Annotated in this window: 18 protein-coding genes; 15 read left to right on the plus strand and 3 right to left on the minus strand. The window is 62.9% G+C overall.

The features are described 5' to 3' along the window. Window positions 1–571: 571 nt before the first annotated feature. Together FJY68_03245 and FJY68_03250 are read right to left on the minus strand one after the other, a co-directional pair. Window positions 572–1936 (minus strand): hypothetical protein, encoded by a 1365-nt coding sequence (locus FJY68_03245; protein ID MBM3330851.1) that lies wholly within the window; start codon window positions 1934–1936, stop codon window positions 572–574. A 251-nt stretch (window positions 1937–2187) separates the two neighbouring features. Then, a complete protein-coding gene (locus FJY68_03250; GenBank protein MBM3330852.1) occupies window positions 2188–2406 on the minus strand; it encodes a hypothetical protein in 219 nt (72 codons plus the stop codon). A gap of 111 nt (window positions 2407–2517) precedes the next feature. On the opposite strand from FJY68_03250, the gene FJY68_03255 reads away from it, so the two are divergent. The 10 genes from FJY68_03255 (at window position 2518) to FJY68_03300 (ending at window position 14627) form a co-directional block, all read left to right on the plus strand. Further along, a complete protein-coding gene (locus FJY68_03255) occupies window positions 2518–3261 on the plus strand; it encodes a helix-turn-helix transcriptional regulator (protein MBM3330853.1) in 744 nt (247 codons plus the stop codon). A 316-nt stretch (window positions 3262–3577) separates the two neighbouring features. Beyond that, a complete protein-coding gene (locus FJY68_03260; GenBank protein ID MBM3330854.1) occupies window positions 3578–4759 on the plus strand; it encodes a helix-turn-helix transcriptional regulator in 1182 nt (393 codons plus the stop codon). 211 nt (window positions 4760–4970) lie between these two features. Beyond that, complete coding sequence (locus FJY68_03265; GenBank protein MBM3330855.1) at window positions 4971–5912, plus strand: DUF2520 domain-containing protein; 942 nt, start codon at window positions 4971–4973, stop codon at window positions 5910–5912. A 152-nt stretch (window positions 5913–6064) separates the two neighbouring features. Beyond that, window positions 6065–7114 (plus strand): hypothetical protein, encoded by a 1050-nt coding sequence (locus FJY68_03270; GenBank protein MBM3330856.1) that lies wholly within the window; start codon window positions 6065–6067, stop codon window positions 7112–7114. Continuing rightward, window positions 7098–9374 (plus strand): VWA domain-containing protein, encoded by a 2277-nt coding sequence (locus FJY68_03275; GenBank protein ID MBM3330857.1) that lies wholly within the window; start codon window positions 7098–7100, stop codon window positions 9372–9374. The genes FJY68_03270 and FJY68_03275 overlap by 17 nt, the downstream gene beginning before the upstream one ends. Further along, on the plus strand, window positions 9341–10096 hold the full coding sequence (locus tag FJY68_03280) for a small multi-drug export protein (protein ID MBM3330858.1): 756 nt from the start codon (window positions 9341–9343) through the stop codon (window positions 10094–10096). Before FJY68_03275 ends, FJY68_03280 begins: the two co-directional genes overlap by 34 nt. Window positions 10097–10187: 91 nt before the next feature. After that, window positions 10188–11024 (plus strand): deoxyribonuclease IV, encoded by an 837-nt coding sequence (locus FJY68_03285; protein MBM3330859.1) that lies wholly within the window; start codon window positions 10188–10190, stop codon window positions 11022–11024. Beyond that, window positions 11021–12400 carry an MBL fold metallo-hydrolase gene (locus tag FJY68_03290; protein MBM3330860.1) on the plus strand — a complete coding sequence of 460 codons (1380 nt, stop codon included), beginning with the start codon at window positions 11021–11023 and terminating at the stop codon, window positions 12398–12400. The genes FJY68_03285 and FJY68_03290 overlap by 4 nt, the downstream gene beginning before the upstream one ends. After that, a complete protein-coding gene (locus tag FJY68_03295) occupies window positions 12390–13121 on the plus strand; it encodes a hypothetical protein (protein MBM3330861.1) in 732 nt (243 codons plus the stop codon). Before FJY68_03290 ends, FJY68_03295 begins: the two co-directional genes overlap by 11 nt. A 6-nt stretch (window positions 13122–13127) precedes the next feature. Then, window positions 13128–14627, plus strand: coding sequence for a peptidase S8 (locus FJY68_03300; protein ID MBM3330862.1), 1500 nt, complete (start codon window positions 13128–13130; stop codon window positions 14625–14627). A gap of 59 nt (window positions 14628–14686) precedes the next feature. On the opposite strand, the gene FJY68_03305 is transcribed toward FJY68_03300, so the two are convergent. Then, window positions 14687–15028 carry a 6-carboxytetrahydropterin synthase gene (locus FJY68_03305; GenBank protein ID MBM3330863.1) on the minus strand — a complete coding sequence of 114 codons (342 nt, stop codon included), beginning with the start codon at window positions 15026–15028 and terminating at the stop codon, window positions 14687–14689. 211 nt (window positions 15029–15239) lie between these two features. Here FJY68_03305 and FJY68_03310 point away from each other — a divergent pair, with 211 nt between their 5' ends. The 5 genes from FJY68_03310 to FJY68_03330 all read left to right on the plus strand — a co-directional run bounded on the left by FJY68_03310 (window position 15240) and on the right by FJY68_03330 (window position 21634). After that, window positions 15240–16859: a hypothetical protein gene (locus tag FJY68_03310; protein MBM3330864.1), complete on the plus strand. Its 1620-nt coding sequence runs from the start codon at window positions 15240–15242 to the stop codon at window positions 16857–16859. Between the two features lie 13 nt (window positions 16860–16872). Next, the gene (locus tag FJY68_03315; protein ID MBM3330865.1) at window positions 16873–18039 is read left to right on the plus strand and encodes a class I SAM-dependent rRNA methyltransferase; all 1167 of its coding nucleotides are present in this window, start codon (window positions 16873–16875) and stop codon (window positions 18037–18039) included. Window positions 18040–18366: 327 nt separating this feature from the next. After that, window positions 18367–19227 carry a sulfide/dihydroorotate dehydrogenase-like FAD/NAD-binding protein gene (locus tag FJY68_03320; protein MBM3330866.1) on the plus strand — a complete coding sequence of 287 codons (861 nt, stop codon included), beginning with the start codon at window positions 18367–18369 and terminating at the stop codon, window positions 19225–19227. A gap of 22 nt (window positions 19228–19249) precedes the next feature. Next, window positions 19250–20617 (plus strand): NADPH-dependent glutamate synthase, encoded by a 1368-nt coding sequence (gene gltA, locus FJY68_03325; protein ID MBM3330867.1) that lies wholly within the window; start codon window positions 19250–19252, stop codon window positions 20615–20617. Window positions 20618–20686: 69 nt separating this feature from the next. After that, entirely contained in the window at window positions 20687–21634 is a 948-nt protein-coding gene (locus tag FJY68_03330) for a D-alanine--D-alanine ligase (GenBank protein ID MBM3330868.1), read from the plus strand. Window positions 21635–21658 lie beyond the last annotated feature (24 nt).

Genomic DNA, 21658 nt, shown 5'->3' on the forward strand with positions numbered 1-21658 from the left:
GTTGTGAAGGGGTTTCCACGGCGACAGGATACCGACAGTATGAGCGACGCGTCAGCATGAGTTCGCTGCCGTCCTCGATCTCGCCGAAGCGGACATCGGCATTCGACTTCATCGACCATGGGGTTGCACAAAACATGCCATGGGTATTGCGTTGGATTCTTGACGTATCTCTTTGATCTGCGGGCACTAAGCCGCACTGAGCTTGGTTGATTCGGGCCCGGCGCAGCTGGAATCTGCCGACGACTGCTGCTGTAGGTCACTCAATTACGAGACTTGCGAATGTGCGACATGATACGCACCAGCGTCGCACTCGTCCGCAACTGCCGAATTACTAAGGGCTTGTTGCTGCCGTTGTCTGCAGTAGCAATGCCACGAGGAGACGCCCGCCGTGGCCCGGACTGACTTGGCGATGCCGCGGCGACCGGATTCGGGTAGCAGCACGGTCCCAGGGCTCAACCTTCACCGCATGGCGGTGAAAACCGACCGGCACCTGAGAGACATCCTTATGGGCTGATTCCGAGTGACTCGTGCCGGCGGCAGTGGGCTTGAGCGCTAGGCTTGTGGCCTCGCGTCAGTGTGGAGACAGGCGGAGCAGGCTGACGGTGGAACGTCGGCGGCCTTCGGTCCAGCAGGCAACGTACGCACCGGCCGGCAGCTCCTGACCCCGGTCGTCGCGGCCGTCCCATGTTCCGCTCAAGCCGGCTGCGAATCTCCGCACCTGCGATCCGGCGGCGTTGTAGATGGCCAGCGTGCCGAAGCCGGGCGCGTCCGGCCGCAACTCGACCGCCGAGACGAACGGGTTGGGGTGAACTCTGATACTGCGAACGGGCCGGATCCGGTCGCCGCGTTGCTGCAGCGCCATGGACGGCTCGGTCCAGATTGGTGCGGATACGACCAGTGCGGTGTCCTTGATCACGGCCCGGACAAAGAAGTAGCGATGGGCGCCGCTGTCCGTGTCCACTACCGGCTGCCACTCAACGTAGTTGGTATCTCCCGGTAGCAGCGACTCGACGACAACACCGCCGTTTGATACCAGTTCAACGCGAAGGATGGTGTCTTCGCTGTCCGGGTCGGCGACAACGATGTCGAATTCGATCTGACCGTTCGCAACCGTGGACCCCATCCAGGCGTCGCCGGCCTTGAATCGGAGCCAGGCGTTTCTGTTCAGAGTACCGAATGTGCGCATCTGCGACAGAGCCGCCAGTATTGAATCACGTGCGAGCGCGCCGGCCCAGATGCCGGTGAGTCGCTCGGCTGCGCCCCAATTGCCGCCGTGGTTGTCCTGGTTGGCGGACATGCTGGCGTGCCAGCCGCTGTCGAGCGCCACGTCATAGCTCGCGGCGTAGCTCGTGTCCTGCATCTCGTACATGACGAAGGACTGGTCGCCCGTTTGCGAGTATGCGAATGCGCGGAAATTGCCTGCGGTCGGATGGTTGAACTGAGCCCGCGCCTGGGGTTCGGTAGCCAGCCATTCGTACAGCAACTCCGGGGTAGGGTGTCGGAGTATGCTGGTCCGGTCCACTGAGTTCAGCACGTTCGCGTGTCCGTAGGTCGGGCTTGTCCATTCAAAGCCGGCCAGCCCGACAAACGAGTCCGGTACGGTCGCCGAATCGGCCTGGGCCTTGGTGTCGTTCCACTCGCTGTCCGACAACATCACGCTGTGGTCGGTCACTGCCAGAACGTCGATGTGCGCGGTGTCGCGGGCGTAGGCGAACGCGTGGCGAGGGACGCTTGCGCCCGTCGAGTAGCTCGTGTGTGAATGGAGGTTACCATAGTAGAGCTCGTAGGCCGGCGCTGCCGCAGCTAGTGCAAGGAAAAGCAACAGAGGTAGAAGGTTCGCGGTGCTTCTGGGTGACTGCAGGGCAGTCGGCGGGGTGCTCTCAGAAAAGCCGGCGCCGCACGCGGGCGCGTCTCCGCAGCCTGGCATCTTGCCCACATAGTAAGTGTATCAGTTCGGACCAGAATGTCAAGGCCGGGAGCCGCAGCCGGTGTCCGGTTCGGCGTGCAGGGCGGAGGAAACTGCGTACCTGCACATGCCTAGGAGCGGGGGATAGGGCGGAGGGTAGATCTGACTCTGCTACCTGCTCTGGAGCGGTGGGGTAAGCACCGGGCAAGCGAATTGCCCTGCATCCCTCCGAGTAGTTCTCCCAACTCCCCTCCGAATTGCCCGGCAGGCTGTTCTCCGGACTACCTGCTGAGCGATTCTCCGGACACACTGCGGAGCAGCTCGGAGAACAGCTCTCCCTGCGGCTCGCCGGGCAGCTCGCCGAGCTCTCCTCCCAGTAGCCCGCCAGGTAGCTGACCGAACAACCGTCCAGGCAACTCTTCGGATTCCTCTCCGGATAGCCTGTAGGGCAGTCCTCCGAACTGCTTTCCGGACAGCTTGCCGAACTGCCTCCCAAACAACCCGGGGGGCGGGGTAGGGGAGGAGAGTGAATGTCCAATAACCAATTGCTAATGACGAAGTTGCGGCGATTCGGCGCTTGACTTCAGGAGGACATATAGGAAACTAGAGATGTGCAACCCGCCTCAAATTGGCTGTCAGATTCTTCCCTACTTACGAAGGAAGTAGGGGTACGGTTGCGGCTACTGCGGGAGCAAGCCGGCTTGTCGCAGGAGGCGGTGGCCGTGATGCTCGGACTTGAGCCGACAACGGGCAAGGCGCAAGTCTCGAAGATCGAGACCGGGCACTATCGGTACGGGCCGGGGCTCGTGCGGCTGCTGGACTTTCTGCGGGCGTGCGGGTGCGGGGTTGATGCGGTGCTGGATATCCTAGACCGGCATACGTCGCGCGAGACTGTCGTGGAGGAGCGGGCGACTGCGGACGTGCTGAAGGCGATAGAGACGCTGCCACCGAAGTCCGGACGCCGCGCGTTCTACTACCATGTCGGTCTGAGCCACAAGGCCGAACTGCGCCTGGCGAACTCGGCCGCGGCCAGGGAGCGGGTCAGGCGAGCGCTTGCCCGGGCCGGCGCGGAATCGCGGGAACTGCGGCTGAAGCGCGAGTTCAACTACCTGCTGAACAAGATGCACATCGGCTGGGCAGACCCGAGCGGCATCGGGCTGCGTTCGTACGGAAGAAAGGTGTTCGCGACCCTGCGCCGGCTGCGCAAGGCTCGACCCGACAGGCGGCAACGGGCGCTTGACCGCCTGGACGAGTGGCCGGTCAGGATGGGGCTTGACCCGACTCAGGCTCGGCGAGTGAAGCAGGCGATGATGAAGCTGTTTGAGAGGATGGTTCGTTCAGGTTCCGTGGACTGAGAGGGAGTCGGCCGAAGTCAGAAGGCAGAAGGCAGAGTGCAGAAGGCAGAAGTACCAGACCGGACAGCGGATTCTTACCACCAAGGCACCAAGACACCAAGATGCAGGCGAAGTCAGAAGGCAGAAGGCAGAGTGCAGAAGGCAGAAGTGGCGGACCGAGGAGCGGATTCTCACCACAAAGACACAAAGACACCAAGGACTCTTGCACGGCGGTCGGGATCTCCTCACCCCATCCCTTTCCTCTTGGAGGAGAGGGAGAGTGAAGCGAGGGTGAGGAGGTCGCGTCCGGTCAACCGGTGGCGATCCATCCTGGAACATGAGCGGGACTGAGTCGAGGGCTGGAAGAGATACGCTTGTAGGGGAGCTGTCGTCGCGGCTTGTCGCTCTGCGGAAGCGGGCCGGGATGTCGCAGGAGGCGGTGGCGGAGGCGATGGGGAGGCCAAAAGCAGGTGAGAGGCTTGCCCGCAGGCTGGAGCGCGGTGGAGTAGAGGGCGCGAGCCTAGCCACGCTGGTCGAGTATCTGCGCGCAATCCGGGCCGGATTCGGCGATCTGAAAGAAGTGCTCGACCGCTACACGTCCATCCCGATTCCCGAGTCGCAGCGGAAGCGGGCTGCGGAGGCGCCGATGCCACGGGCTCAGATGAGCGCGCGTGCTTGGGAAAACGGGGACAGTCCCCCGGAGCGCTCGGACGCGCGGTACAGTCCCCGTTTTCCTGGAAAGCGGCAGCCCTTTGGCGGCGCTCCAGGCAGGCAGGAGGAACTGCGCGTGCTGCGGATACGTCGGAGGGCCGGGTACTGGGCGCTGCGCAGGCTGTTTGAGTACTATCTGCACGCGGGGCTGAACAGCGTCGCGATACCGCCCTGCATGAAGTACCGACGCGTCACGGCCGCCCACTCGCGGAGGGTGTTCAATGCACTGTACCGGACACACCGGGCGAAGGCGGCCAGGCGGGCCGAACGGCTGGCCAGGCTGAGGACATCGGCCGAGAAGCATGCTATCGAGAGCGCGTTCGTTGAGTGCGCGGAGGCAATCGCGGAATTCGCCTATAGCGAGATGTGCGAGCACGACGAGATTGGTTGGATGCCGCCGGAGGCCGAGGCGCGCGCCGTCATGGCGGTAAAGCCGAAGCACCGGGTCGTGACCGACTTTCAGATGTGCCTGGCCGAGTGGGCCGAGGTGGTGAGCCGCTACAACGCCGCGCTGATGGTAATCTACGAGCGCCCGCACCGGGCCGCGCTGGACATCGCCGAGTCTGCCGGATCCGACGCACGCACTCGCCTACGCTACCGTGGGGCAGCCCTGCGGGCGGCGAACATCGCGCGAACCACTGCGCCGGATACGCCGCGGCGAGCGAAGAGCATCAGCGACTGGCGCGCGACCGGCTGGCCGGAAGAGCTGGACCGCGGATTGCTCGAGCGGATGCTTGCCGCTGCGCTCACTACCTGGGACGCGCTGCTTCCGACCCTCCCGCCCGCCCCCGGGCCGAGGCCCGTGTAAGCAGGTCGAGTCGGCGGCCGTTTCGTGCCGATCCCCATTCCCTGATTCCGACATGGACGGCCACGAAGACACGAAAACGGAGTGAAACGGACTTGTAACATCCGGCACCCGTCTGTTTCGTGTCCTTCGTGCTTTCGTGGCTCAACGCCGGTTCGGGGGCCGGGCCTTCTTCTTGACTAGTTCCGTTAGAGCGGCTATCTTCGGTTCCTACATGAAAGAGCGTGTTCCGAAAACCAGGGAGAGTCCCTCGGAGCGCGTGCGCCGGACTTCGCACGGTACAGCCCCCGTCTTGCGGAAGCGGGTCGGCTTCATCGGCGCGGGTCGGGTGGGTTGCGCAATGGCGTGGCATTGCCGGCGGCTGGGCTATCCGATAGCCGGCGTGACCGACCTGAAGCCGAAGCAGGCGTGGGTCGTGTACGGGTTGATGAAGAAGGAGTACGAGCGGCTGAGTTCACGCGAGGTCGCGGCAGGAAGCGACGTTCTGTTTCTGACCGTGCCCGATACCCACATTGCGGCGGTGTTCGAGTCGGTGCGGAAGTGGCTCATGCCGGGTACAATTGTCGTCCATTGTTCGGGCGCACTCGGAACCGATGTCCTTTCGGGCGCGCGCGAGCAGGGACTCGGAGCCCTGGCCCTGCACCCGGTGCAGTCGTTTTCGAGCCACTCCCAGGCCATCAAGGGTCTGCCCGGCTCCTATTTCGCGGCCGACGGTTCGGTCACCGGCCTGAGGTTCGGCCGTCATCTAGTGAGGCAGCTTCATGGCGGCTGGGTGATCGTGCGCGGGGCCGACCGGTCGCTGTACCACGCGATGTGCGTGTTCGCATCGAATCTCGTGAGCGCCTTGTTCGACGGGGCAGAGGAGATCGGGCGCGAGCTTGGCATTTCGCAGCGCCGCGCCGGCGTGATGCTTGCGCCGCTGGCGCGAACCGTGCTCGACAACGTCGCGGAGCAGGGCGCTGAACCGAGCTTGACCGGACCGGTCGAACGCGGGGACGCGCTGACGGTGGCGGCGCACTTGCGGGCCTTGGAGAAGCGGACGCCGCGGCTGGCGCCGATGTACCGGGTGATGTCGGGCCGGTTGGTTGAGATGGCCAGGCGCAGAGGGCTGGCTGGGGCGGCGGTAAGGAAGCTGCAGAAGGCGCTTGAGGAGTAGAGAATGACCAATCGCCGATTCCCAGTTGCCAACGAATGTCAAGTGAAGAGAACGCGAGTGCCGCTCCGCTGTGCATTGGCCGCTTTGTCATTCGTTAGGAATTGGGTGTTGAGATTTGGGAATTGGAGAGCAGTGGCGAGCAGGGAGGGCTGGTGAGACGAAGCTTGGTTCTGGTGTGCGCCGTGGCCTTGGTAATGCTGTTCGCCTGCGCCAAGAAGATGCTTCCGCCCAATCCCGACCGGTTCGCTCCGCGTCTGCAGGGGGTTGAGACAAAAACCCGGAGCCAGATTACGCTCGTGTTTGATGAGGAGATCAACGGCGCCAAGTTGAGGCCGGACAGCTTCCTCGTCACCGGGCCATCGGGCGAGACGCTTGCCCTGCGCGGCGCTTCTCTGGGAGGTGACATGAGAGAGGTGCAGCTCTGGACGCCCATCCAGGAGGTGAAGCTCTACGAGGTACGGGGGGTGGTCGCGGACCGAACCGGCAACCAGGCACGCTTTCGTGCCCGCTTCCGGGGTTCGTCGATGCAGGACACAATTGCACCTCGAGTAGCGAGCGTGGAGCCTGCGCCGGGCGCCACACGACAGAAGCTCGGGGTGAGGATCAGGGTCAAGTTCAGCGAGCCGGTTGATACGTCCGTAGTGGTGCGCAGTATGTTCGTGCCCCTCGGATATGACACTCTCTTCAAACGTTCCTGGTCTACCGATTGGCAGACCCTGAACTTTGCGCGTCTTGATACCGTGCCGGGCGGAGCCAACATCTACTTCATGGTGCAGCCTGGGGCAAGAGACCTCGAGGGAAACCGCGCCCAGGCCCCGGCGTTCACCTACTTCACCAGCGATACGATCCTCGACGCCGTCGCCGTAAAGGGCAGGGCGCTGGGGATAGGCGCGCTCAAGACCGGCGCAGTCTTCTTCACCGAGTCCGCGGCCGTCCGGGTCATCACCGATTCTCTTCAGCCTCCCCGCACCGAGTCGCTCCCCGTGCGCACGACGGGTCTTGCGCCGATTCTGGCTGACGGCTCTTTTGCGACCAGATTGCGGAAGGGCGAGTATGAGGTCATAGCCGCGGCCGATACCAACGGTGACGGCCTGGCGGAGCTGGTGAGCACGCCCGTGAGGTTCAATACGGAGTTAGAGAGCCTGAGTCTGAGTCTCCTGCCCGAGCCACTGCCCCAGCATCTCGATGCTTATCGCCGTTAGCGCGATACTGCTGGTCCTCGGCGTATTGGCGTATCGCAGAGCCCTGTTCGGGCAAGCGGCAAGCAGGAAGGACAAAGGACAAAGCAGGTCTCGGAAGGCCGAAGTCGCGGACGTGGGGCTTCTGGTGCTGCGGCTGGTGGTACTGTTGTTGTTCGCCGCGGTCTTCATCGGGGCGGTCTTTTCGCGCGCATGGACAGAGCGGTCGAGGCGAGTCGCGGTCATGCTCGACATCTCCGAGAGCATGACTGCGGTCGGGGCCGAGAGCGCGGCGGCAGCGGTTGCCGAGGTGTTCCCGCTGCCGACAGAGGGGACAGGACAGGAGTGGGTCTTTGCCGACTCGGCCGAGGTCAGAAGCAAGAAGCCGGCAGCCGGTAGTCAGGGTGCGAAACGGACCAGGATCGGGGTGGCGCTGAAGACCGTAGGGAAGACAAGACCGGGCGCCGTCGTGCTGCTGAGTGACGGGCAGGATAACGGCGACGTTGATGCGGTGGCGGCAGCGCGCGACATCGGTGTGCCGGTGTACACCGTCGGGTTCGGGGGCCGGGCGAAGCGAAATGCAGGCGTCGGACGAGTAGTGCTACCGGCGGTTGTCTACTCAGGAGAGACCGTCGAGGTACAGGTGCGCGTGCTGACGACGGGTTTCGATGCGGAGAACGAACCTCCAGGAGGAGCAGTTTCAACCACCCAGACACCAGGGCGCAAGGAGGATGGAAACGCGGTACCGGACCCCTCAAGCCCCAGAACAACTGAACACGGCATGAAAGGAATCGGCACGACGCGGATCCGGCTACGCGGGCAGGAACGCGAGGTGCCGATCGGGTCGGGCACATCCGAGCAGGATGTTCAATTCCGTCTTGTCTTTGACAGGCCGGGCAGGCAGATTGTAGAGGCGAGTCTGGACAGCATGACAGGAGAGAGCAACTACGCCGACAACAGGCGCAGCACTACCGTTGATGTCAAACCCGGACGGGTGCGTGTCGCTTACGTGACGAATCGTCCCGGGCCGGGCACGCGGATGATGCTGAGGGCATTGGGAGGCGACGAGAGGATCCAGGTGGAGTCACTAGTCGCGGTCAGCGGAGCGCTCAGCGATGAGCGCGGAGTGCTGAATGCGGGAGTGGATGCGTTCATCCTTGACGATGTCGTCGAGAACGGAAGTCCGGCTGTGTGGCAGTCGGTTGCCGACCGCGTGCAGGCCGGTGCCGGCGTTCTGTTGCTTGCCGGCCCAAGTTTCCAGCCGGGTCCCAGCATCGGAGGCATCGTCAGCGGGCCGATCGGACGATTGGAGGGAGGTCCCTACACTCCCGAGTTGGCCTCTGCAGGCAGTGTGTTGCCATGGTGGAAGCCTCAGTCCGAGGCCGCTCAGAGCGGCGGCGGGGAAGTAGACCTTGGCAGGGTGCCGCCTTTCTCTGGACTACGTCAACTGCCCGGCGGCGATTCCAGTAGTACCAATCGCTGGTCTGCCTGGCTGGTCGCCAGAGAGAATGGAGTCCCCCTGCTGATGGAAGGGAAAGCAGGCAGAGGCAAAGTTGTCTACTTAGCCGGCTACCCGCTGTGGCGCTGGGGATTCGGCTCGCAGGAGAATCCGGAGCAGACTTCGCCACTCTCGGCTCTGCTGACCGGGGTCGTGCGCTACCTGGCGGAGAGTGATACCAGTCCCTTCTGGCTCCAGGTCGACCGGCCCGACATCTACCAGGGACAGCGAGTCCACCTGACAGCGAGAGCGGTTGCGCCTGACGGCCGGCCGTGGACCGGACTGAGTGTGATGGTTGCGGTTCGGACTGACAGTTCGTCACTCCGTCCCTCTCCTCCAGGAGGAGACGGAGGGCGAAGCGAGGGCGAGGGGGCGGATCGCAGGCGGAGCATGAAGCCGGTCTCGGTGCCGATGACTGAGACGGGCGCGGGTGTGTATGAGGCGTCCCTCGAGGCGTTGAGACCGGGTCAGTATCAGGCGACCGCACTCGTTGGTACTGCCGATACGGTGCTCGGCATGGCGACCACCGAGTTCGCGGTCGCCGATCAACCAGTGGAACTCGCAAGCACCGGCATGAACGAAGGACTGCTCCGAGCGATAGCCGAGGCCAGTGACGGCAGGTTCATGTCTGCCGACAGCCTCGCACGGGAGGGCAGTCAGATGACGTTTGGTTCCTATGAACGCCGCCTGGTGTTTGACCCCAGGCGAGCCGCGTGGGTATACGTCCTGATAGCGTTGCTGGCGGGCGCGGAATGGCTGATGCGCCGGAGAAGAGGGCTGTTGTGAAAGACCGGTCGAAGTCAGAAGCTGGAAGTCAGAAGCTGGAAGTCGTGGTTCAGGTCCGAGGCGCTCGCCGGGCACGTCTCGCCGCCAGGGTGGTAGTCGCCGCCCTTCTGCTCCTGATTGTCGTTGGCACGGCTCAGGCGGATACCGGGCAGGAGGCGGCCAGCTGGCTGCGCGCCCGGGGACTCAGTCCGGAACTCGTGGTCGTGCTGATAGCGGCCCTGCCGATAGTCGAACTCAGGGGCGCGGTGCCCGTCGGCATCCTCTTCTTCTGCATGCCGTGGTGGCAGGCAGTGCTCTGGGCTTTGGTTGGTAACGTAGCGCCGATCCTGCTTGTACTGCTGCTACTTGAGAAGATCGTCGCCTGGCTTAGTCACATCAGTCTGTTCAGGCGCTTCTTCGCATGGCTCTTCGCGCGGGCGCGAAGCAAGAGCGCGTCCATCGAGAAGTACGAATTCTGGGGGCTCGCCACCTTTGTCGGGATCCCGCTTCCCGGCACCGGAGCGTGGACCGGCGCTGTCGCGGCCGAGGTGCTGGGGCTGTCCTACTGGAAGTCACTATCGGCCATAGTCGTCGGCGTGCTGATGGCCGCGACCGTGGTGACGTTCCTGTCTGTGCTCGGCAAGCAGTATCGCTGGGTGGGAATCGGGCTTATCGTCCTCATCACGCTCGGCTTCATCTACGCGGTTGTAGCTGCGGTCAGGAAGCCGCGCAAGAAGTCCTGACTCCGAATGCGCTGACGATTCCGTCGTATCGAGTCCAGCCCGACTGCTACTTTTGACATCAGGTCATGTTGACCTAGTATCTAACCACCTAGTGAGATTCGGTTTCCACGTGTCAATGGCCGGCGGATTCAGCAAGGTCTTGGAACGGGCCAGGGCGGCCGAGTGCGAGACCATGCAGATGTTCTCGTCGAACCCGCGGGGCTGGGCCGCGGCCGAGCTCGACCCCGAGGACGTGGCCCGGTTCCGCGCCGACATGAAAGGTTCCGGCATTTCGCCGGTATTCGTCCACGCGCCGTACCTGCCTAACCCGGCGGCTGCCGGGGCCGATGCGAAGCACGCGGTCAAAGTGCTCATCACCCAAGCGGAGCGTTGCGCCGTCCTGGGCGTGCGTTTCCTGATCCTGCACATGGGCAAAGGGCTGGGCGCCAGTGAGGCGAGGGTCGTTGCCAGAACCGTGAAGAACGTGAACTCGGTACTCGCCAACTCACCGGATAGCGTGAAGCTCCTGCTTGAGAACACGGCGGGCGCGGGCTCCGAGTTCGGCTATCGGTTTGAGCAGATCGCCGCCATCATCGTCGGGGTGAAGCAGCGGGACCGGGTCGGGGTGGTGGTCGACACAGCCCACGCCTTCGCAGCCGGGTACGAGTTCCGGACCAGGGCCGGACTGGATGCGACATTGCGTGAGTTCGACCGGCTGGTCGGCATCAGCCGGCTGCATCTCGTTCACCTGAACGACTCGAAGGTCGATTTCGGCTCGCGCGTGGATCGGCACTGGCACATCGGCGAAGGGAAGATAGGGAAAGAAGGGATGAGAGAGATAGTCAACCATCCTCTGCTTCGGAATCTGCCGGCCGTGATGGAGACGCCGCGCGATTCGGTCGCAGATGACCTGCGCAATCTCAAGACGATCAGGAGTCTCGCAGCGTGAACATCCGATTCTGCGGCGGCACACGGACGGTCACCGGCTCCAAGCATCTGCTGACTTCGGGCAAGCAGCGGCTGCTGCTCGAGTGCGGGCTCTTCCAGGGGCACCGGGCCGAGGCCGAGCACACGAACCGGAGCTTTCCGTTCAAGGCGCGTGAGGTCAACTGGTGCGTCATCAGCCACGCCCACATCGACCACGTCGGCAATATCCCCAACCTGGTGAAGTACGGATTCCGTGGGCCGATCCTCATGACGCAGGGCACGGCCGCGCTCTCCCGGCTGCTGGTCGAGGACTCGGCCAACATCCAGGAGTCAGACATCCGCTACCTGAACAAGAAGCTGCGCGAGAAGGGCGAGCCACCAAAGGAGCCGGTCTACACCGTCGAGGATGCCGAGGAGTCGCTCAAGTATGTTGAGGGTATCCCGTACGCGAAGTCGCGCAAGCTGGGACCGTACAAGGTAGTGCTGCACGACGCCGGGCACATCCTCGGGTCCGCGTTGGTGGACATCGAGGTCGAGGGAAAGCGCGTGCTCTTCACCGGTGATCTCGGCCGGAGGAAGATGCCGATTATCAACGACCCGGTGCTGGTTACCGAAGCTGACTACCTGATCATGGAAGGCACATACGGCAACCGCCGGCATGGCGACTACCGGGACGTGGACACCCGGCTGGCCGAGGTCGTGAACCGCGTCTATACACGCGGCGGCAGGATAGTCATCCCTGCCTTCGCGGTCGAGCGGTCGCAGGAGATTGTCTACACGCTGAACCGCCTGCGCCAGAACAAACGGATTCCGGACGTACCGGTCTTCGTTGATTCGCCGCTTGCGAGCCGCGTTACCGAGGTCTACCGGAACTACCCGCAGTACTACGACGCCGAGGCGGTTCAGATGCTCAACGGCCACCAGTATCTGTTTGACTTCCCCGGACTCCGCTATACCGAGTCGGTTGAGGAATCCAAGGCACTAAATGCGGGCAAGGAACCCTGCATCATTATCTCAGCTTCCGGCATGTGCGAAGCCGGCCGGATCCTGCACCACTTGAAACACTCGGTCGAGGATGCGAAGAACCTGATACTGATTGTCTCCTTCCAGGCCGAGAACACCCTCGGCCGAAAGATAGTCGAACGTCAGCCGGTCGTCCGGATCTACGGCGAGGAGCACCCGTTGCGGGCTGAGGTCGAGGTGATGAACGAGTTCAGTGCACACGCTGACCATGACGGGTTGCTCCAGTACGTCAGCGCCATGAACGTGCCGAGGCTGAAGAAGCTGTTCATAGTCCACTCCGAGCCGGAGGCAGCGCTGGCGATGGTCGACCCGCTGAGGGCTTTGGGAGTGCGCGAGGTCGTGATTCCGGAGATTGGGGACGAACATGAGATCTAGGAAAGTGCAAAGGACAAAGGCCAAAGGACAAAGTGCGGCCAGGCTGGCCATGGTCGCGGTCGCGCTGGCTGCGATGGCGGCGTTCGCCGGGTGCGACTGGCTGCTAGGTTTCGACACGACTCCGCCGACCTGCCAGGTTGTCAGCCCGCCTGATTCGGCAGCGGTCAGCGGTTCGGTGCCGATAGCCGCGACAGCATCTGACAGCGTCGGGGTCGAGTGGGTCGAGTTCTACGCCGACGGTGCGCTTGTGGGCGTCGATAGCGCCACGCCCTACTCGAGCAGTTGGGATGCCTCGGCGCTGGCTGAGGGGACCTGGCACGCGCTGAGCTGCATCGCGTATGACCTTGCCCAGAACAGAGGGTACAGCGATACTATTGCGGTCGTGATTGCCGCCGCGGGCCAGAGGAGCGTGTACCACGGTGAATTGAGCATTGCGGCAGGAGGTAGGGAGGCAGTGCAGTTCGATGCGCAGGATGGAGATACTCTGGCCGGCGACGCGCAGGTAGTCGCCGGCGGCTCACTTTCGAGTTTACTGTGGCTGAACAACGCCAACTACCAGAAGTACTTGGCGAACCAGGCCTATACCGCCTTGTTTCGACAGGACGGCTTCCAGCAGCTGAGCATGCGCCGTCCTGTCGCCTCCGGCGGGAGCTACTTCCTGGTCTTCGTCAACTCCGGTGGTTCCGTAGTGAAGTGTTGGGCAAGGTTCGTTCTGGAGTGATCTGTCATGAACATACTGTTACTGTTTCTCGCGCTCTTTCCGCGGCCGCAGGTCGGTCCAATTGGGCAGTCTGAAGTCGCAGCCGCGCAACGGATGCTCTCTGCAGAGCGCTCCGGCACCAGGTTCCCCGTCTCCGCTTGCCCTTCGGCTTGGGATAGCCCTGACGAGGTCAGGGTTCCGGGCAGGTTCGTAATTGGATTCAATTCGGGGACTGCCGATGCAGTCGCCTCCTGGGTCGGAGAGCAGGGCGGGGGCATTGTGCGGGTCGATGAGGCGTCCGGCTTCGTCGTGGCCGACTTGCCGCCATGCAGTGAGTCGCCGACGGGCCGATGGGATCTGTCTGCATCGCGGACCGCTGCCATCCGCTATCTCGAGCCATCGATCAGGGCTACGGTTGCCGGGATACCGAACGACCCTTACTTCATTCCCTATCAGTGGGACAAGTGGGTGATGTATGCCGACCAGGCCTGGGACGTTGTCGGGGGTTCGATGGATGTAAAGGTCGCGGTCGTGGATTGTGGAGTCGACTGGCAGCACCCTGACCTTGCTGCCAACTTCAAGACCGGCGAGCTGGGCTATGACTTCATTGGCAATGACAACGATCCCAGACCGGACGACCCCGGAATCCCGGAATCGTTCCACGGAACCCACGTCGCGGGCATCATCGCCGCCACCCGCAACAACGGTCAGGGAGTCGCGGGCTGGTCTCTGGTCCAGTTGCTGTCACTTCGCGTATTGAATGACTCCGGCTCAGGTACGACTGACGTGGTTGCGTCCGGTATCCGGTGGGCGGCCGACCACGGCGCGAGGGTCATCAACATGAGTCTGACCTCGTCCTCGTCGTCGACACCGATGGAGGAGGCATGCGCGCACGCGGAGTCGCTAGGTGTGGTTGTTGTCGCGGCTTCGGGCAACGAAGGACAGCAGGCCATCGGCTACCCGGCAGCATTGAGCCAGTGCATCGCGGTAGGCGCGAGTTCGGCGGACTCGCGACTCGCGTCCTTCTCGAACTACGGACCGGAGCAGGAGGTGGTTGCCCCGGGCACCACCATTCTCTCCTGCGTACCCGGCGGTGCCTATGGACAGGCGGACGGTACCTCGATGGCTGCTCCGCAGGTGGCCGGAGTGGCCGCGCTGCTGTTGGCAAGGAACTGGGGACTGAATGCGTCAGAGGTCAGGGCGGCAATCGACGCCTCGGCGGTTGATATGGGTGCTGCCGGCCGGGACGTGCAGTATGGGTACGGGCTGGTAAATGCCAAGCGGGCGTTGGAGCTTGCAGCGGCGCTACGCGCACCGCAGGTCGTCGCCGCCGAGCCACCGAGCTCCGACGCAGGGACCCTCATTCTGCGCCGCGGCCGTGGTCTTCGGTCTTGGCTTGACCGGGCCGACGTCTACGACGGTTCAGGCCGGCGGGTTCAGACCGGCAGGTCGAGCCTCGGACCCGGAACCTATTTCGTCAGGACGAGTTCAGAGTCCAGAGTCAGCAGGCTGCTGGTGCTCGACTAGCGCTTGCCTCTTTTCTCTGGCCCCGCTTGCGGGGAGAGGGTCAGGGTGAGGGGTGGGAACTAGTCGACCGAATAAGTGGCGCAGGAATCGTCGGTTTCCCACACCGTCACGCGCGTGACCGGGTAGAACTGCTGCATCTCGTCGTAGAACCGGCGGGCCAGATTCTCTGACGTCGGGTTCGACTCGTATACCTGGTTCAGCATCTTGTGGTCGGGCAGGATGCTCTCCAGCTTTTTGCCGACGTCGATGAAGTCGGCAATCATTCCCGGCCTCTTCAGCTTCTTCGCGCTGATCTCTACCTCAACACGGTAGTTGTGGCCGTGGACGCCCTCGCACTTGCCGCCCATGCCGTGTATCTGGTGCGCGGCGCTGAACCTGCGGCTCACTTTGATGGTCCACATCTGCTACCTCCTCGATAGTGCGATCTGGTCAGCTCTCGTCACGAGCGATGATACCCCGTCTCACCATGGAGGTCAAGCAAACGGGGGTGCGGTTTGACTGGTATGGGGCAAGCGGTAGAATGGCATCCCATGGCAGACTTCGAAGTCCGGATTCCCGTTTCCGAATCCTCCATTCGTCATCTTGACTTGGAGCTTCGTCATTCCTCCTGACATGTGGCCCTTGCGTGAAGTCGCTGAGCCCGCAGTCGCACGGCTGGCTGCCGAATCGGGCATCTCCAACCTGACCGCGCGGCTGCTCTGGCTGCGCGGGGTGCGCGATGCCGAGGCCGCCCATCGCTGGCTCGCACCGGAGTTGAGCCATCTCTACCCGCCCGAGCTGCTGCCCGACTTCGAGCCGGCGGTGGCGCGGATCCGCAAGGCCATCGCCGGGCGTGAGACGATTCTCATCTGGGGGCACGACGACCTCGACGGCATCACCTCGGTGGTGATCCTCTACCGGCTGCTCACAGACCTGCAGGCAAAGGTCAGGTACTACATACCTCAGAAAGGCAAGGAAAGGCACGGGCTGAACGGTGAACTGGCGGCCGAGCTTGTCGGCAAGGGCGAGGGCCTCGTTGTTACCGTTGACTGCGGGATAACTAACCGCGAGCAGGTCGCGTTCCTGCGGTCGAAAGGCATCGATGTCGTGGTAACCGACCACCACGAAGTGACGGAGTCCATGCCGGAATCGGTCGCCAACGTCGATCCCAAGCGTCCGGATTCGAAGTACCCGTATCGCGGGCTGGCGAGCGCCGGCGTGGCGCTCAAGGTGGCGATGGGGGTCGCGCGCGAGGCCCTGGGCCTGTCGGTCGCGGAGTTCATCTCGGTTCAGCCCCAGCAGTTCGCCATGGCCGTGCTCGGCACTCTGGCCGACCGGGTCCCGCTTGCCGGAGAGAACCGGACCATAGTTGCCGCCAGCCTGGGCAAGTTCAGGTCCATACCGGTCGCAGCGGTGCGCGCGGTGTTCGAATACCTCAATGCCGACGAGAAGCTGACCGTGCACCGTTTCGTCACTGAGTTGCTGCCGCTGTTTGCCGCGGCCGACGGCAACGAAGGCGTGCAGAAGTTCCTGACCGCGACCGTAGATGAGGCGCGCACCTGGGTCGATGAGCTAGTCCGTCGGCGCGAGGAGTGGCAGCAGCAGGTTGAGCTGACCTACGAACTTGCCGTCGAGCATCAGTCGGTCGGTGACGGAGTCGTCTTCGCCCGGGACCGGGAGCTGAACCTGCGCGCCCTCGGTTCCTGCGCCATGCGTCTGAAGGACAAGTACCAGTTGCCCGCGATCGTGATGGGCTGGCGCGGAGACGCGTGGGTCGGCGAAGGCCGCGGGGTCGAGGGGGTCAACCTGATGGACCTGCTTTCGGCCTGCAGTCGTTTCTTCATCGACTACGGCGGGCACAAGAAGGCGGCCGGGTTCTCGATGAAGGACGAACTGGTCGAGGAGTTTGTCCGTACCGCCGAGGCCTACGCGCACGAGCATTTCGCGGGCAGGACACAGCCTGAGAATGTGACTAGAGCCGATGCCTTCCTGCCGGTGGCCGAGTTCGACCATGAACTGGTGAGGCTCGCGCCGTTCGGTGAAGGCAATCCCCAGCCCGTCTTCGCGACCGGACCGACCGATCTACTGTCGGCCGACGACGGTTGGACGGTATCCGGCAGGCCTGACCTCGTCCTGCAGACGTCCGGCAATGGAGTCCAGATTGATACGCGGTTGAGCTATCGACTGCTCTACACGCTCGACGACTTCGGCCGTCTCACGATACTCGACGCGCAACCGGCGACAGGCTCCTAACTGCTAACTCCCTGTGCCTGATAAGCTCGTTCACGTCGTCCGGAAGAAGAGCCGGGGCCAGCATGCCTGGGTCTTCTCCAACGAAGTCACAAGAACCGAAGGCAATCCTATGCCGGGGGACACGGTCCAGGTCTTTGACCGCAAGCGGCTGCTTGGATCCGGTATCTACAATCCTCATTCACTCATCCGCGTGCGGCTCTATTCGGAGCAGAACGAGGAGCTGGATGCGGCTTTCCTCCGGCACCGTATTGAGGCGGCGCTCCAATACCGGAAGACGATGCTGCCGGGGGAGGACGACTTCCGGCTGGTGTTCAGCGAGAGCGACCGCGTCCCCGGCCTGGTGATAGACAAATACGGCAACCACTTCGTGGTGCAGACCTATGCGCTTGGTCTGGACATGCGACATGATCTGGTCGTCGCCGCGCTACGCGAGGTCTTCGCTGTCGCTTCCATAATCGAGAAGAACGACTTCCGGCTGCGCGACCCGGAGGGTCTGCCGAGGCGTGCCGGCGTGCTCTTTGGCACGCCCGAGCCGCGAATCGTGATCTCCGAGAGCGGGGCCAGGTTTTACGTGGACGTTGCCGGAGGCCAGAAGACCGGGTACTACTTCGACCATCGTCTTACCCGGCGCAAGGTAAGGCAGCTTTCCGCTGGGAGTAGGGTGCTCGACGTCTTCTCGTACACCGGTTCCTTCGCTATCAACGCGGCTCTGGGCGGGGCAGAAAGCGTGCTCGCTGTTGACGCTTCGGCCTCGGCCGCGACCATCGCTACCTCCAACTCGGTCCTGAACGGAGTCGCGGATAGGTGCGAGTTCGCCACCGACAACGCTTTCACGGCCCTGGAGAGGCTAGACGGGCAGGGCAGGAAGTTCGACCTCGTCAACCTTGACCCGCCAGCGTTCATCAAGGCGCTGAAGGACAAGAATGCCGGGATGCGCGGGTATAGGCAGATCAATGCGCTGGCGATGAAGCTGCTGCCTGCAGGCGGCATACTCGTCTCGTCATCATGCTCGCACTACCTGTTCTGGCAGGACCTGCTCGACATGCTTGTAGCGGCCGCCCAGGATGCGGGTCGCGAGTTCAACATTCTCGATCGCACGGCCCAGGGGCCGGACCATCCGGTGCTGCTCTCCATGCCCGAGTCCGAGTACCTACGCGGGTTCATACTGCAGGTATGCTGACGGCCGTCTGACCTCTCCGGCCTGCGTCTGGTAAGTGGCTATCATACAATCCTTTAGGGATTAGTCCGGCACTCCCCGCCGGCGCCCGGCATCATCTCGGGCGGGAGTCTGGCCCGGCTCGGGCGTTGAGACGCCTCGCCTTTAGTTCCCTTGACTTTGCTGAGGATATTGGTATACTTGCAGCCGCTGCGGTTCGAGGCAAGGCCGCTTCCCGGACGAAATCGGATCTCAGGTGCTAGATGTTGGAAGTCCGGACATGACGAACCAGATGCCTGTAGCCGCTGTTCTCTCGCCATCAACCCTTTCTAAGGAGGCGTTACGACCAGGATTCTGAAGAAGCAGGTGCTCTCTCCGGGAATAAAGCGTTTTGAGTTGGATGCTGCGGAGATAGCACGTAAGGCTCTGCCCGGGCAGTTCGTTGTCCTTCGGGTTAACGAAGAGGGCGAACGGATTCCGCTGACCGTGGCGGATACCATGCCCGACAAGGGCATTCTCGTCATCGTGTTCCAGGAGGCCGGCAAGTCGACAAAGCTCCTGGGTTCGCTCAACGAGGGCGACTCGATACTCGACCTGATCGGCCCGTTGGGCCGGCACTCGCATATCGAGAAGTTCGGAACCGTGGTCTGTATCGGTGGCGGGGTCGGGACGCCCGAGATCTTCCCGGTGGCCCGGGCCCTTAAGCAGTCCGACAACAAGGTCATCTCCATCATCGGGTTCCGAAGCCAGGACCTGATACTGATGGCCGATGAGATGAAATCCGTTTCGGATGAGTTGATTGTCGCTACCGACGATGGCTCGAACGGAAACAAGGGTTTCGTCACCGACATGCTGAAGAAAGTAATTGACCGGGGCGAGAAGATCGACCACGTCTTCGCGGTCGGGCCGGTGATAATGATGAAGATGGTGTCGAAGACAAGCGAACCGTACAAGATTCCGACCGTTGTTTCACTCAACCCGATCATGCTCGACGCGACCGGGATGTGCGGTGTCTGCCGAGTGGATGTGGGCGGCGAGTCGAAGCTGGCCTGCGTGGACGGGCCGGAGTTCGATGGGCACAAGGTTGACTTCGACGGCTTGATGGCCCGGCTGCGTACGTATCTGCCGGAAGAGAAGCTGTCGCTCGAGCAGTACGAGGCGGCCAAGCCCAAAGGCGGCTGCTGCGGGGGCAAAGGAGGCTGCTGTGCCTAAGTCGAGTCCGACCAAAACACCGATGCGCGAGCAGGACCCCCAGGTCAGGGCTCGCAACTTCGAGGAAGTGCCCTACGGCTACACGCCGGAGGAGGCGGTCGAAGAGGCGAAGCGGTGCCTGAAGTGCAAGAAGCCGAGTTGCGTGCAGGGCTGTCCGGTCAACATCGACATACCTGGTTTCGTCGGCCAGATCGCCCTGGGCAACTTCTGGGAAGCGATGAAGGTGATGAAGACGACGAACACGCTGCCGGCAATCTGCGGCCGCGTCTGTCCCCAGGAGTCGCAGTGCGAGGGTTCGTGTGTGCTGGCCAAGAAGATGGAGCCGGTAGCCATCGGCAATCTCGAGCGTTACATCGCCGATTGGGAGGCACAGCAGAACGAGTGCGTGATGTGCGAGATGAAGCCCAGGACGGGTAAGAAGGTGGCGGTGGTCGGCGCCGGGCCGGCCGGTCTGACCGTGGCCAGCGATTGCGCCAAGATGGGCCACTCGGTTGCCATGTTCGAGGCCCTGCACAAGCCGGGTGGCGTCCTCGTGTATGGCATCCCCGAGTTCCGGCTGCCCAAGGCGATCGTCGAGCGCGAAGTCAACTTCGTTCGTTCGATGGGAGTGGACCTCCAGCTCAACTACGTCGTGGGGAAGCTGAAGACGCTCGACGACCTCCTGCAGGAGTTCGACGCGGTCTTTGTCGGTACCGGCGCAGGCAAGCCGTCGTTCATGGGCATACCCGGTGAGAACTGCCTCGGTGTCTATTCGGCGAACGAGTACCTGACCCGCTCGAACCTGATGAAGGCGTACCTGTTTCCTCGGTACGATACGCCGATTGTGCGCGGCAAGCGGGTGGCGACGATCGGCGGAGGCAATGTGGCGATGGACTCAGCCCGGACCGCACTTCGGCTCGGAGCCGAGAAGTCCATCCTAATCTATCGACGGTCCCGGGAGGAGATGCCGGCGCGGACAGCCGAGGTACACCATGCGGAGCAGGAAGGGATCGAATTCAACCTGCTGACGAACCCGGTGCGGTATATTGCCGATGAGAAGGGCTGGGTCAAAGCGGTGGAGTGCCTGCGGATGGAACTGGGTGAACCGGACGCGAGCGGCCGTAGACGGCCGGTACCGGTCAAGGGCAGCGAGTTCCAGATTCCGGTCGACACGGTGGTCGTGGCGATAGGCAACAGCCCGAACCCGTTGATAGCCCAGACCACGCCCGGGTTGGAGACGGCGAAGCACGGCAACGTCGTGGCCGACCCGAAGACGGGCCGGACGTCAAAGCAGGGGGTATTCGCGGGCGGCGACATCGTAACGGGAGCGGCGACCGTCATTCTGGCCATGGGTGCGGGCCGGCTCGCGGCGAACTCCATCGACGAGTATGTCAGAACCGGCCAGTGGTGAAGGCGAGCTACCTGCAGGTGATAGGCAAAGAGGCGCGTGGTTTGACAAGCCGAAAGCGAGGAGCTGAGAATGAGCAGAAGTGACATCGTCCGGCGTTTGCGCAAGCGGAAGATCGGTGTGCTGATGGGGGGCTGGTCGAGCGAACGTGAGATATCGCTGCTGTCCGGACAGCGGGTTCTTAACTCGCTGAAAGGTCAGGGGTTCCAGGCGGTTGGTATCGACATCAGCCGCAACTTCACAGACCAGATAAAGCGTGCCAAAATCGACCTTGCGTTCGTCATCCTGCACGGCCGTCCCGGCGAAGACGGGACGGTCCAGGGCTATCTTGACTTGCTCGGGATACCCTACACTGGCTCAGGTGTGACTGCGTCGGCCATCTGCATTGACAAGGTGATCACCAAGATGCTCTTCGAGCGAGTCGGCATACCGACGCCGCCGTACTTCGTCATCGAGTCGGGCGCGGACGTAGCCGCGATCGTAGCCGAGGCGGAGAAGCAGTTCGGTTATCCCATGATTGCGAAACCGCGCGCCGAGGGCTCAAGCGTCGGGATCGAGCTGCTTGAAGGACGGCGCGGAGCGGTTGAGCGGAGCGAGCGGGTGCGCCGAGGATTCGGCGACATCCTGCTGGAGCAGTTCATACCCGGTATGATTGCGACCGTCGGCGTTCTGGTAGAAGAACCGCTGCCGATTCTGGAGTTGGTGCCGAAACGGCAGGCGTTCTACGACTACGAGGCGAAGTACACGCGCGGGGAAACCGAGTTCGTGCTACCAGCAAGGCTTGACTCCAAGGTCGCCGACAGGATCAAGGAACTGGCGCTCAAGGCACACAAGCTCATGGGTTGTTCCGGTTTCTCGCGCATCGATCTGGTGATCAAGCAGGGCAAGCTGCCGTTTTTCCTGGAGCTGAACACGCTGCCCGGTCTCACGGACATCTCCGACTTCCCGGCCGAAGCCGAGAACGCCGGCATTTCCTACGACGAGATGATCTTTCGAATCCTTGCTGACGCGTTGGCGTAGTTTGAGAGGATGATTGGCTTGACT

The sequence above is a fragment of the candidate division WOR-3 bacterium genome (genome assembly GCA_016867815.1).
In the GTDB taxonomy this organism is placed as follows: domain Bacteria; phylum Hydrothermota; class Tepidihabitantia; order Tepidihabitantales; family Tepidihabitantaceae; genus UBA2258.